The sequence below is a fragment of the Amycolatopsis sp. AA4 genome (assembly GCF_002796545.1).
In the GTDB taxonomy this organism is placed as follows: Bacteria; Actinomycetota; Actinomycetes; order Mycobacteriales; family Pseudonocardiaceae; genus Amycolatopsis.
Genome location: NZ_CP024894.1, coordinates 7099865 through 7113373 on the forward strand (window position 1 = coordinate 7099865; position 13509 = coordinate 7113373).

Annotated in this window: 8 protein-coding genes; 4 read left to right on the forward strand and 4 right to left on the reverse strand. The window is 70.4% G+C overall.

The window, feature by feature from the left end; translation table 11 throughout:
* Positions 1-25: 25 nt before the first annotated feature.
* The gene (gene ychF, locus CU254_RS32740) at positions 26-1108 is read right to left on the reverse strand and encodes a redox-regulated ATPase YchF (RefSeq protein WP_009083095.1); all 1083 of its coding nucleotides are present in this window, start codon (positions 1106-1108) and stop codon (positions 26-28) included.
* 102 nt (positions 1109-1210) lie between these two features.
* On the opposite strand from ychF, the gene CU254_RS32745 reads away from it, so the two are divergent.
* Entirely contained in the window at positions 1211-2620 is a 1410-nt protein-coding gene (locus CU254_RS32745; RefSeq protein ID WP_100266949.1) for a DNA-3-methyladenine glycosylase 2 family protein, read from the forward strand.
* A 14-nt stretch (positions 2621-2634) separates the two neighbouring features.
* Complete coding sequence (locus tag CU254_RS32750) at positions 2635-3138, forward strand: methylated-DNA--[protein]-cysteine S-methyltransferase (protein WP_009083099.1); 504 nt, start codon at positions 2635-2637, stop codon at positions 3136-3138.
* A gap of 1099 nt (positions 3139-4237) precedes the next feature.
* Here the strand turns inward: CU254_RS32750 and CU254_RS32755 are convergent.
* Positions 4238-7201, reverse strand: coding sequence for an AAA family ATPase (locus CU254_RS32755; protein WP_037715573.1), 2964 nt, complete (start codon positions 7199-7201; stop codon positions 4238-4240).
* Positions 7198-8352 (reverse strand): exonuclease SbcCD subunit D, encoded by a 1155-nt coding sequence (locus CU254_RS32760; protein WP_037718346.1) that lies wholly within the window; start codon positions 8350-8352, stop codon positions 7198-7200. The genes CU254_RS32755 and CU254_RS32760 overlap by 4 nt, the downstream gene beginning before the upstream one ends.
* Before the next feature lie 229 nt (positions 8353-8581).
* On the opposite strand from CU254_RS32760, the gene rmuC reads away from it, so the two are divergent.
* Positions 8582-9496 (forward strand): DNA recombination protein RmuC, encoded by a 915-nt coding sequence (gene rmuC / locus CU254_RS32765; protein ID WP_037715575.1) that lies wholly within the window; start codon positions 8582-8584, stop codon positions 9494-9496.
* Between the two features lie 1420 nt (positions 9497-10916).
* Positions 10917-11822 carry a DUF6542 domain-containing protein gene (locus CU254_RS32770; protein ID WP_037715578.1) on the forward strand — a complete coding sequence of 302 codons (906 nt, stop codon included), beginning with the start codon at positions 10917-10919 and terminating at the stop codon, positions 11820-11822.
* Between the two features lie 538 nt (positions 11823-12360).
* Here the strand turns inward: CU254_RS32770 and CU254_RS32775 are convergent.
* Positions 12361-13371 carry a 4-hydroxy-3-methylbut-2-enyl diphosphate reductase gene (locus CU254_RS32775; protein WP_009083108.1) on the reverse strand — a complete coding sequence of 337 codons (1011 nt, stop codon included), beginning with the start codon at positions 13369-13371 and terminating at the stop codon, positions 12361-12363.
* Positions 13372-13509: the final 138 nt, after the last annotated feature.

Genomic DNA, 13509 nt, shown 5'->3' on the forward strand with positions numbered 1-13509 from the left:
GCTTCCCCAGCCCGTTCGGCGGTCGTCAGACGTTGAAGCGGAACTCCACGACGTCGCCGTCGGCCATCACGTAGTCCTTGCCCTCCATGCGAACCTTGCCCGCCGAGCGCGCGGCCGCCATCGAGCCCGCCTCGACCAGGTCCTCGAACGACACGACCTCGGCCTTGATGAAGCCGCGTTCGAAGTCCGTGTGGATGACGCCGGCGGCCTGCGGGGCGGTCGCGCCCTGCGGGATCGTCCAGGCGCGGGATTCCTTCGGACCGGCCGTGAGGTACGTCTGCAGGCCGAGCGTGTGGAAACCGGCGCGGGCCAGCGCGTGCAGGCCCGGCTCCAGCTGGCCGACGGACTCGAGCAGCTCGCGCACGGACTCCTCGTCGTCCAGCTCCAGCAGCTCGGCCTCGACCTTCGCGTCCAGGAACACCGCGTCCGCCGGGGCGACGAGCTTCGCCAGCTCCTCGCGGCGCGCCTCGTCGGTGAGCACGGCCTCGTCGGCGTTGAAGACGTACAGGAACGGCTTCGTGGTGAGCAGGCTCAGCTCGCGCAGCGCCTCGCCGTCGATGTCCTTCTGCGCCTGGAACAGCGTGCGCCCGGAGTCGAGGATTTCCTTGGCCTTCTGGGCGTTTTCGAGCGCCGGCCGCGCTTCCTTCTTGGTGCGCGCCTCTTTCTCCAGCCGCGGCAACGCCTTCTCGAGGGTCTGCAGGTCAGCGAGGATCAGCTCGGTGTTGATCGTCTCGATGTCGGACATCGGGTCGATCCGGCCGTCGACGTGCACGACGTCCGGGTCGTCGAACACGCGGATGACCTGGCAGATCGCGTTGGCCTCGCGGATGTTCGCGAGGAACTTGTTGCCGAGCCCCGCGCCCTCGGACGCGCCCTTCACGATGCCCGCGATGTCCACAAAGGACACCACGGCGGGCACGGTCTTCTCCGACGAGAAGATCTCGGCCAGCTTGTCCAGCCGCGGGTCCGGCAGCGGCACGACGCCGACGTTGGGCTCGATCGTGGCGAACGGGTAGTTCGCGGCGAGCACGTCGTTGCGCGTCAGCGCGTTGAACAGGGTGGACTTGCCGACGTTGGGCAGGCCGACGATACCGAGGGTGAGACTCACGACCGGTAAGTCTACGTGCTGCGCGCGGACCCCCGCCGACCCGGTAACGTCGTGTCGGTTTTCCGCCAGTCAGGGCTCTCACCTGCTGGCATCATCGACGACATGGCTACCTCGACCATCCCGATCTGGCGCGACACCGAGCGCTGCTACCGCGCGGTGACCGCCCGCGACCAGCGGTTCGACGGCCAGTTCATCATGGCGGTGCGCACGACGGGCATCTACTGCCGCCCGTCCTGCCCGGCGCTCACCCCGAAGGCACAGAACGTCCGCTTCTACCCCACGTCGGCAGCCGCGCAGGCCAGCGGTTTCCGCGCGTGCCGCCGCTGCCTGCCGGACGCGGTCCCGGGTTCGCCGGACTGGAACGTGCGCGCCGACCTGGCCGCCCGCGCGATGCGACTGATCTCGGACGGCCTGGTCGAGCGCGAAGGCGTACCCGGTCTGGCCCGTCAGCTCGGCTACTCGGAACGCCAGCTCGGCCGCGTTTTGACGGCCGAGCTGGGCGCGGGGCCGATCCGCCTCGCCCGAGCCCACCGCGCGCACTCGGCACGGCTGTTGATCGAGATGTCGCAGCTGCCGCTCACGGACGTCGCGTTCGCCGCCGGGTTCTCCAGCATCCGGCAGTTCAACGAGACGATCCGCGAGGTGTTCGCGACGACGCCGTCACAGCTCCGCGCAGCGTCGCTGCGTCGTGGAAACCGCAACGAACCCAGCGGTGCGACGCGACTCAGCCTTCGCCTGCCGTTCCGTGCCCCGTTCGACGCCGCGGGTGTGCTGAACTACCACGCCTCCCGGGCGTTGCCAGGCATCGAAGCTGTTTCGGAGGACGGCTACGGCCGCACCCTGCGACTGCCCCACGGCCCCGGTTCGGTGTGGGTCAGCCCGCGCGCTGGCCACGTGCAGTGCGACCTGGCACTTTCGGACCTGCGCGACCTGAGCAGCGCCGTCAGCCGGGTGCGACGGCTGTTGGATCTGGACGCCGACCCGGAAGCCGTCTCGCGCGTGCTCTCCGCCGACCAGGCGCTGGCCCCGCTGGTCGCCGCCGTCCCCGGCATCCGCGTACCCGGCGCGGTCGACGGCCCGGAGGTCCTGCTCCGCGCCCTGCTCGGCGAGGACGTGGCCGACGTCGTCAAGCTCGGCGAGCCCGTTCCGCCCGCCGACCCGCCGATGGACACCCTGACGACGCTCTTCCCGACCCCGTCCGCCATCGCCGAGGCGGACGTGAAACCGCTGGTCGAGAAGGTCGCCGCGGCGATCGTCGCCGGAGAACCGGACCTGCACGTGGGCCGGGACGCCGACGAACTGCGCGCGGAGATGCTCGCGACCGGCGTCGATCCCGCCACCGCTGACTACGTCGTAATGCGCCTGCTCGGCGCGCCCGACGTCCTGTTGTCCGCAGACCCAGCCGTCCGCCGAGGAGCGGCCGAGCTGGGCATCGACCTGACGACGTCCGCCCGCGGCTGGCAGCCGTGGAGTTCGTACGCCAGCCGGTATCTCAGTTCCCCGACCGATTGAGGAGACTTCCCCCCGTGCCCACCGCCTTCTGGTCCACTTTGGACACCAAAATCGGCCCGTTCACCGCAGTAGTGACAGGCGACGGCGCCGTACTGGCCTCCGGCTGGACCGGTGACGTCGCCGAGCTGACGCCGCTCATCTCGCCGTCCCTGGCCCCGACGACCCTGACCGAACGCCGCGACCTGGGCCCGGTGACGACCGCGATCCGCCGCTACCACGGCGGCGATTTGAACGCCGTCGCCGACATCGAGGTACGGCAACGGTCGGGCCCGTTCCGCGAGCACGCGTGGGAGATGCTGCGCAAAGTCCCGCCCGGCAGCCCAGTGAGCTACGCGGAATACGCCACCCTCTCCGGCAACCCCTCAGCGGTCCGCGCCGCAGCAACCGCGTGCGCCCGCAACGCGGCGGCGCTGTTCGTGCCTTGCCACCGGGTCGTGCGGACTGGCGGAGCGATCGGCAACTTCCGTTGGGGCGTGGACGCTAAGCGGTGGCTTCTGCACCACGAAGAGTCCGCCTGAGGGTCGCGGCCTGGGTTGGGTTGGCTGCTTCCGAAGCGGCAAGCGTTTCGGAAGCAGCCAGCTCACCAGCTTGAGATGCCCGGCTAACCTTTGGGCACCGCAGCCCCTGCCGTCGCGCTTGCCCGCACCGCTGCCAGCCGAGCCGGTAGCGGACTCGCCGCCGCCGACTCAGCACCCACCGGTCGCAGCTAGGCAACCCCTGCCGAACCGACGGCGAGTGAGCAACCTCGCCGCCTCAACGCACGAGTCGCGGCCTGGCCGCGGCCAGGCGGGTGTGCAGCCACGCAACGCCGCAACGCACCAGCCGTGACCCGGCCGCGACCAGGAGCGTGCACAGCCACACAGCGCCTCACCGCACCAGCCAGCCGTGGCCGGGCCGCGACCAGACGGGCGCGCAACCACACAATGCCGCACCGCACCAAGCGTGACCCGGCCGCGACCAGGCGGGTGCGCAGCCACGCAACGCCTCACCGCACCAGACACGGTCCGACCGCGACCAGGCGGGTGCACAGCCACACAACGCCCCACCGCACCAGACACGGTCCGACCGCGACCAGGCGGTGCGCAGCCACACAGCGCCTCACCGCACCAGCCGTGACCCGGCTGCGACTAGGCGCGTGCACAGCCACACAACGCCCCACCGCACCAGACACGGTCCGACCGCGACCAGGCGGTGCGCAGCCAGACAATGCCTCACCACTCCAGCCTCACCGCGCGACTTGCTGGGGCCTTAGCCCTCCGCGACCAGCCAGCCGCCACCGCATTGCGAGCTTGCGGCGCACCCGCTTCCCGCCCAGCCGCCCGGTCGCCGCCTCCAGCCAAACCCGCGGCCGCCCCAGACACGAGCCAGCCAGGTGAGGTCGGCGGCGGGCAGGCGGAAGGAATGGCCATTGCCGCGGAAAGACCCGGCGGGCGAACGCAGCCGGTCGGTCGGCAGTTCCAGCAGCGCCGGGGCGTCGTGGAACTGCTCACGCCAGGACTGCTCGCCTGCGTCCCGCGGTTTGGCCAGCTATCCGGCCGTCCAACCACGCAGCCAGCCCAGCCGTGCCTCGGCGCATAACTCACCGCCGTCGCCCGATTCAGGCTCAGCCTGTTCTCGTCACGCCATCTGCAACTCCACTCTCGACCCGGTGCGGGATTTCCGCACCCGCAGCCGCGTGGGGATGCGCTGGCGGAGTTCCTCGACGTGCGACACCAAGCCCACCACGCGACCGCCGGCGCGGAGTTCGTCGAGGATGTTCATCACCACGTCCAGCGTTTCGGCGTCCAGCGTGCCGAAACCCTCGTCCACGAAGAGGGTGTCGAGCAGCGCGCCGCCGGTTTCGCCTGCCACGACGTCGGCCAGGCCCAGCGCGAGCGACAGCGACGCGAGGAACGACTCACCGCCCGACAGCGTTTTCGCTGGGCGCACCGTGCCGGAGTAGTCGTCCAGCACGTCGAGGCCGAGGCCGCCCCTCGTGCCACGCGCACCGGCCGCGTCCGAGTGCACGAACGAGTAGCGGCCCTGGCTCATGGTCCGCAGGCGCGCGGTCGCCGCGAGCGCGACCTCTTCCAGTCGAGCCGCCAGCACGTACGAGCGCAACGACATCTTCCGCGCGTTCTGCCCTCGCCCGTTGACCACTTCGGACAGTGCCCGGAGTTCGGCGTACTCCTCCTCCAACGGCTCCAGCTCCGACAGCGCTTTACTCAATCGTCCGGCGAGTTTCACCAGTTCGCGGTGCTGCGCCGAAACCGCTTGCTGCGCGGCGAAAGCCGTCTCCGCGCGAGCCCGCGTCTCCTTCGCCCGCTCGGCCAGCGGCGCGACGTCCACCGTGTCGTCCGGAGAGATCCCGAACAGTTCCGGTTGCGCGAGCATCTCCCGCGCACCGGCGGCCATCGCGTCCGCCTCTGCGAGACCCTGTTCGAGCTTGGTGATCTGCTCGTCGGTCCGGACGGCGGCGCGCATTTCCTCCAGGGTCGAGAACCCCTTGGCGTGCAACGAGATTTCCACCAGATCCCGTTGCTCCGCGAGCCGGGCCTCCGCTCCGGACACCGCAGCGTGTGCCTCGGCTGCCAAGTCGAGCGCACCGGCGAACGTGAGCAGGTGCTGCCGTCGAGCGGGAACGTCCGGGAATTCTCCCCTGCCCGCGGCCAGCCGCTGCTCGCGCTCGGCCATCCGCTCGTCCAACGCACGGATCTCGCTGGTCGCCTCGGTGACCGTCTGCTCGGCGAGGCGACGCTGCTCGGCCACCTGCTCGGCACCGCGCTCCAACTCGGCGACCTTCGCGTTCAGCTGGTCCTTGCGCTGCGCCTTTCCGGAGAGTTCCGAGACGACCGTCCGGGCCTCGGTCAGCGCGGTCGCGATCTCCTCCGCGGTGCGTCCGTCCAGACGTTCGCGCAAGGAGACCACCCGCGCCTTGGCCTCCCCCAACGCGGACACCACTCGCTGACGCAACGCCGCGGCCGTCTGCTCGGCTTCTTCGGCAGCGCGTTCTTCGGCCGCGTCCACCAGCGGCGCGTCATGGTTGGCCGGTGCCGGATGCTCGGCCGACCCGCAGACCGGACACGCCGTTCCATCAGCCAAACCAGCAGCCAGCTCTGCGGCCATGCCGTCGAGACGCCGTTCGCGGAGATCGAGCCGACGTTGCCGAGCCGCCTGGTGCTCGTCGACCACTTCGCGCAGTTTCGCTTCGCCGCGCGCGACCCTCGCTTCAGCCGGCGGCAGTTCCTCGGCCGCACGAGTGAGCGCCGTCAGCTCTTCGACGCGGGACTTCGCGCCGTCCAGCTTCGCCGCTGCTTCTCCCGCCACCGTCGCTTCGCTACGCGCAGCGGCGAGCAGACCGGGCAACTCGGCCAACCGCTCCGCGAGCCCGGCAACTTGCTCAGCGGCATTCTCTGCGACTTTCCGCCGCTCCGCACGGCGCTGTTCGTCGCTCTTCTGCTGGTTGGCTTCCGCCGCCAGCTCGGCGAGAGCACCGGCTTCCTCGCGAACGGAGCCAGCGCGCTCGCGAAGATCGGCGACGGAGAGCCCGACCGCATCGAAACCGAGATCGGCGAGGTCTCGGATCCGGTCCGCCACCAGCACTTGGGCGTCACCGAGTTCGCCCGTGCGCCGGTCCATCAGCTCGGTTTCGGGAACCACCGCGGCAGCGCGCCGAGCCGCCGCGATCTCTTCCGTCCACTCGGCACGTTCGGCTGCCTGCTCGGCGACCTGCGTCAGCCGGGTGTGCGCGGTGCGGACCCGGCGGATCTTCTCCGCGTCCTCTTCCGCCTCGCGCAACGCGACCTCAGCGGACTTCGCCGCCGAACGTGCTTGCGCCGCTTCGGTTTCCGCCGCCTCGGCCCGGGCAGCGACCTCCGTCAGGACAGCCTCGACCCACTCCGGCTGTCCGTCCTCCGGCGGCTCCTGCTGCGCTTCCTGGGCGTATCGGGCGAGCAGCTCACGAACCTCCTGCTGCCGCTTTTCCAGCGCACGGCCGCGTTCCGCACGAAGGTCGGCGAACCAGCGTTCGACGTCGGAGAACCGCTCGGTGCCGAAAAGCCGCTCCAGCAGCTTCTCGCGCTCCGTGGTATCGCTGCGCAGGAACTTCGCGAATTCTCCTTGCGGCAGCAGCACCACCTGGAAGAACTGCGGCGCCGTCATGCCCAGCAGCCGCTCGACGGTGCGCGCCACCTCGTCGATGCGGATGCTCCCGTCCGGCGGCAGCCCGGCGGGCGGTTCGCCGACCCAGGTCAGCGAAACCCGGGCCTGCTGCGTGGTGAATCCGTCCCCGCGCTTCTTCGGCCGCTGGTACTCCGGGCTGCGCACGATCCGCAGCCGCTGACCCTGCACGGTCAGCTCCAGCACGACCTCCGTCTGCCGATCCGGTTCGGCGAGATCGCAGCGCAACCGCTTGACGTCGCCGCGCGCGCCAGGCACCACGCCGAACAACGCGAACGCGATCGCGTCGAGCAGCGTGGTCTTGCCCGCGCCGGTGTCGCCGTGGAGAAGGAAGAGACCATCGGTGCCAAGGGCGTCGAAGTCCACCACCTCCCGCCCCGCGTAGGGGCCGAAGGCTTCCACCTCCAGCAGATGCAGTCTCACAGCTTCTCCACCGCCGCCCGGTTCGCCGCTTCGAGCGCCAGGTGCACGAGCCGCTCCTCGCGTTCGGTGGGCGGAGCGCCGCGGCAGTCGTCGAGGAAACTGCGCGCGATCTCGATGTCACTGCGCCCGCGCACCGCTTCGGCGTACTTCAGTTCGGTGCCGGCGACGCCGCCGTCGGGCCGCCAATCCATGTGCACCGCATAGGGAAAACGCTCCTGCAGCAACCGCATCGCATCGATTGGACGGACTCGATCCGTGACGGTGATCGACAGGAAATGCTCGCGCCATTGCTCGTGTTCCGGGTCCTCGAGCAAAGCGGCGAGTTCGCCGGACAGCGTCGCGAGCGGACGCGGCACCGGCAGCTCGTGTCGGCGAACCTCGGCCAGACCTGAGGCGTCGAGATCCACGAACCATACCGATTTCCGTTGCCGCGCTTCGGAAAACGAATACGCTAGCGGACTTCCGGAGTACCGGAGATGTTCCGCGAGCGTCTGCGGCCCGTGCAAGTGCCCGAGCGCGACATAGTCCACGCCGTCGAACACTGAACCGGGAACCTGCTCGACTCCGCCCACCGCGATGGTGCGTTCCGATTCGCTGGCCTCGCCGCCGGTGACGAAAGCGTGTGCCAGCACGACAGATCGGGTGCCCGGACGACTGGCCAAGTCGTCCCGCACCCGCCGCATCGCCTCGCCGAGCACGCCGGTGTGGCCGCGCGCCTCCGGCACGCCCAACGCGTGCCGCGACGGCTCGGGTTCGAGATACGGGATGCCGTAGAACGCGACCGGTCCGTGTTCGTCCTGCAGCACAACGGGTTCCGCGATGCCTTCGACGGTCGCGCGGACGTGCAGCCCGCCCGCCGCCGCGAATTCGGCGAACGCGCCGAGGCGCGCGGCCGAATCGTGGTTGCCCGGCGTGACCACGAGTTCCGCGCCGGCCCGGCGGATCCGGGTCATCGCGGCCGTGGCGACGCGGACAGCCTCCGCGGACGGCACCGCTCGGTCGTAGATGTCACCGGCCACCACCACGACGTCGACCGACTCGCGGTCGACGAGTTCGGCGATGTGCGTGAGGGCGGCCTCCTGTTCGGTAAGCAGATCGGCGCCGTGGAACGTGCGGCCGATGTGCCAATCAGAGGTATGGAGGACTCTCACGGCGACCACGTTAGGAGCAGACCCCGACGAAATCCGGGAGGCACGCCGGTACCCCACTCGAACGTGTGTACGAAGCCGATCAGGTCCGCCGCGGACACGCCCAGCCCCGGATCTGGAAAGTCGCAGGTCAGCTACGCAGCGCGACCGCGGGTGCCGGTTTTTGTCGGTGCCGTCCGCCATGATGTCTCGCGTCCGGACACCCGCCGGACCCGACGGAGAGGAGGACCGGGTGGAGACGGTGATCACCACCGCGGCCGTCGTGCTCGCGCTGCTCCTGTGCGTCGCGGTAGTCGCGCTGTGGCGGCTGTACAACGACGGGATGCGCCGCGCCGACGCGGCCGCGCGACTCGTGGCGGCGGAGCGCGCGAAAGGCGACCAGCAGCAACTCGCGCTGCGGCGGTATGAGGTGGCGTTCGCGTCGATCCACGGGCGCGGCGAACTCGGCGAACAGGTGCTCGTGGAGACCGCGCGCGCACTCGGACTGCGGGAGGGACTGCACTTCACCCTGCAGACCGATCTGGGCGGCGGCGGAAGCGCGAAACCCGACCTGGTGCTGAATGTCGGCGGCGGCCGAGCGGTACCGGTCGACGCGAAGGCGAGCATGGCCATCTGGGCGGAGGCGGTCGAGACCGACGACCCGGAAGAACGGCTCGACGCGCTGCGCGTCCACGTCCGGCAGCTGCGCTCCCGCGCGGCGGAGCTGGCGGGCAAGGGCTACCAGCGCTGGGCGGACGCGATTTACGGCACCATCATGTTCGTCCCGTCCGACGCGGCCGTGGTCGCCGCTCTCGACACCGATCCCGAACTGCTGCGCTGGCTGATCGACCGCCGCGTGTTCCTGTGCGGCCCCACGGGATTCGGGGTGCTCGCGTCGGCGGCGCTGTTCGCCGCCAGCGACCGGGCGCTCGTCGAGGACGTCGAACAGGTGCGCGCGGGCGCCGCCGCCGCGCACCGGGCCGCGGGCAATGCGGTCGAAGCGCTGAACCTGTCCACCACGCATCTGCAGCGCTTCGTCTCGGCCCGCCGCCGGGAACTCGAGGCACTGGAGTCGTTCCGCGCGACGGTCGCGCCGCTCACCGACGCGTCGGGCAGTCCGGCACCGGTGCCACAGCTACGGAAGGGAGACGAGGTGACAGCTGGTTGAGGTCGCGGCGTGATGGCCGAGCGCTCGACGGTCGCGATCGGACGATCGACGGTGTGCCGTTGCGGGACGGCTCCGGCGGCGCAGTTGCTGACGTTAGGACAGCTGCCTCCGGATAGCGGGATGCGAGCCGATGCTTGAAGCCTGGCGGTGGTGTTGGGCAGAGCGACGTTTCCCGGCCTAGAGGTTCGGTCCACGCGGTTGGCGGGCGCGAGCGTGGTGTCGCGGTTTGGCGGCGACGGGCGCACGGGTTTGTCGGTGCGGTCCTAGGCGGACACGCTTCGGCGGAAGGTGCCCTGCAGCACCGATTTGGCGGAGCGAGGCCCGGGGTGCGATCCGGAGGAGCGAGCCTCAGCCCGGCCGAGGACGCCACGTCGGCGCAGCCTGGTGGAGTGAGCCTCGGCAACGGGAGCTCGGCGGCGTGAGGTCCGGCGGCGAGGCGTGGCGGAACGAGCCGTGCGACGCGGTCGGGCCAAGCGAGTCCGGTAGCGACGCCTGGCGGAGTGAGCCTCGACGGAATGAGTCTCGGCTGCATGGTCGGGCGGACCCAGCCTTGCAGCGCGGCCGGGCGGAGCAAGCTACGGCAGTGCGGCCAGGCGGCGTTGAAGCTCTGGGCGGCGCGAGCCGGTGAGGCGAGGTTCGGCGGCGCGATCGGGTTCGGCGTGTTCAGGCAGGAGCGAGCCCGTCGGCGCGATCGGCTGGGCGTCCTGGCGCGAATCTGGCTCGGGTGCTGTGTCTCGCGCAGGGAGCGCACGGTGTCGCTCGGACGCTGCCGTGAGCGGCAGTGCCTCGCGGTGACGCGCCCCGGCGGTCGGCTGAACGCCGTCCCGGCGAGCGGCAATCCGCGATCACGCGTCGGACGCGGTCGAGGACGGTCGGCTGGGTCCGCGTGCCTATGCACGTTCCGCGTGAGAGAGGCCCGCCCATGCCGACGGGTCGAAGGCGGCTCACGGCTGGTCCTGCGATGCGGATCGGCCGGGCGTGACCGGAGTCCGGATTGCCCGGAACGAACGGGCAAGTCCAGGTTGGACACTGCGCCGCGGCGGGCGAAAGGGCAGGGTTGCGACGTCGCGCGGGCAGGATCCGGGCGCTCAGGCGGCTCACGGGAACGTCAATTCCTGGTCAAGTTCCAGAACGGCGAATGTTCCGGAACGGGACCGGCGGCGCCGCCGTTGCGGTTGCCGGCCGGTGGCATAGCCTGGGGTCAGCGCGGGGCCGGGAAACGGGCGGTCAGACCATACCGTCGGTATCACCGCTGGTCAGAGGTCTGGCCCACTGGTTCCCCGCCTGACGGAGCGGTACGGACAGGCCGTATCGCGGGTACCGCTCGACCGAAAGAAATGTCATGCGGTCGAGTGGCTGCTTCATGCTGTCCTCGGCAGTGCCAACAAGATCGTGACAAGTACGGGCTACGGTGTGCCTCGTGACCGCGATACGCGATCGCCAGAGCGATCCTGATGCCGATGACGCCCCCGTGCCGTGGGACGAGCGTCTCGTCGTCGGCACGAGGCGCGGCCTGCCCTGGTGGGCGGCCGTGCTCGTGGGCTTCGGCTTGGCAGTGCTCGGCGCCATCATCGACGAGAAGTCCTCCGGCAGCCTCGGGTTTGTTTTCAAAGCGGGCTACTTCCTCGGGGCCGTGATCGCGGTCGGCGCGGTGCAAAGACGCGGACTGTTCGGTCCGATGGTGCAGCCGCCGCTCGTGCTCGCCGTCACCGTGCCGGGCGTGGTGCTGCTGACCGGCGGGGGTCCGGAGGCCAGCGACACTCTGTCGAAGCTGCTCAACATCGGGACGCCGCTGATCAAGGGCTTCCCGACGATGGCGGTCACCACCGGCGTCACGCTGCTGTTCGGCTTCTTCCGGATCTACCGCGAACGCGACCCGGACGCACCGGTCAAGATCAAGGACGGCAAGGCTCCGCGCGTTCGGGACGAGGACGACGACAAATCCGCCAGCCGTCCGCGCTCGCGGCCGCCTGCCGATCGCGCCAGGCAATCCGGACAGACGCCGCCTCCGGGCAACCGTCGCCGCCCGCCGCGGGATCGGGATCTCGACGCTCCGCCGCCGCGTCGTCCGCGGCCGCCTGCCGACCCAGGTGCCCGTCCTCGGCGCGAGCCGATGGATCCGAACGCACCGCGCGGCGGCCGCAAGCCGCCGCCGGAAGGTCGTCGCCCCCGGCCGCCGGAGGGCGATCCGCGCCGTCGTGACCCGCGGGGTGATGCACCGCCGCCGCGTCGTCGGCCGCGCGGGGACGAGCCGCCGCCCGGGCGTCCGCGTCCGCCTCGACGGGAACCGCCGCGCCGCCAGCGTCCTTGGGAAGACGAGGGCTGACCGCGGGCGCAGGCCGGGACTGGCCGACGCGACGCGGGTTGACCGAGCCAGCAAGGCGCACCAGAACTGGACCACACGACGCGGGCTGCCGGAGCACGCACGGTACGCAGGAGCCGGACGACCGACCACGCAAGGTACGCCGGAGCTGGACGACACGGCAGGGCCTGACCGACCAAGCAAGGCATGCAGGACTCCGCCAACGCGACACGGACTGCCCGACCACGCAAGGCGCGCAGGTATCGGCTACGCGACGCAGGCCGACCCGCCGCGCAAGGCACCCAGGAATCGGCCAGCACAAAGCAAACGACAAAGGCCGCCAATCCCCTCGCCGGGATCGGCGGCCTTTTCGTTGCAGCTAAAGGGATTCCCTCCCCGATCCGTGACTCAGCACGAACGAGCGCGCCGCCCTGCGGCAAACATTCACGCCGCCGCCAAGCATCGCGGGAGTTCTCCCGTCGGAACGCGGCCCAGCTCTCACGACTTCGCATGCCCACTTCCCCGACCCCGACCGCAACCAACCAAGCGGCAACAGGCCGCCTCACGACTCCGACTTAACAGCCTTCCGAAGCTCCTTAGGCAACGCGAACGCGATCTTCTCGTTCGCCGTCGTCACCTCGTCCACCTGTCCGTACCCGCGCTCGGCGAGCCACTTCAGCAGGTCCATCACCAGCACGTCGGGCACAGAGGCCCCGGACGTCACGCCGACGGTCGAGACGCCTTCCAGCCACGCCTCGTCGACCTCCGACGCGAAGTCGATCAGGTGCGAAGCCGACGCTCCGGCCTTCAGCGCGACCTCCACCAGCCGCTTCGAGTTGGACGAGTTCTTCGAGCCCACGACCAGCACCAGGTCGCACTCCGGGGCCATCGCCTTGACCGCGACCTGGCGGTTGGTGGTGGCGTAACAGATGTCGTCGCTGGGCGGGTCGGACAAGGTCGGGAAGCGGTCGCGCAGCTGGTCGACGCGTTCCATCGTCTCGTCCACCGACAGGGTGGTCTGCGACAGCCAGATCACCTTCGACGGATCGCGCACGTCGACCTTGTCCACGTCCTCGGGCTTGTCGACCAGCTGCACCTTGTCCGGAGCCTCGCCGGCCGTGCCCTCGACCTCCTCGTGGCCCTCGTGACCGATGAGGAGGATGTCGTAATCGTCCTTGGCGAAGCGGTTGACCTCTTTGTGCACCTTGGTGACCAGCGGGCAGGTCGCGTCGATGGTGCGCAGGTTCCGCTCCGCGGCCTCGGCGTGCACCGCGGGCGAGACGCCGTGCGCCGAGAACACCACGAGCGCGCCCTCGGGCACCTCGGAGGTCTCGTCGACGAAAATCACGCCGCGTTCGCGCAGGGTGTCGACGACGTGCCGGTTGTGCACGATTTCCTTGCGCACGTACACCGGCGGCCCGTACAGCTCGAGCGCCTTCTCGACGGCGACGACCGCGCGGTCAACGCCGGCGCAGTACCCGCGCGGCTTCGCGAGCAGCACGCGTTTGGCGGCGCCGGACCGGGAGATCGTCGGGGTACCGGCGGGTTCGGTTCCGGGACTCGCAGAAGTCATGCCTCCAGGGTACGGGCAGCGCGGATCCGGGGTTGAAGTCCTCGTTCGGATGATGGCGGCGGCCATTCAGGCTGTGCCGGGCGTCACGTCCGGCGCCCCTGGCCACCCGTTCGGTTGGGCAGAACAGCCCTGATACGG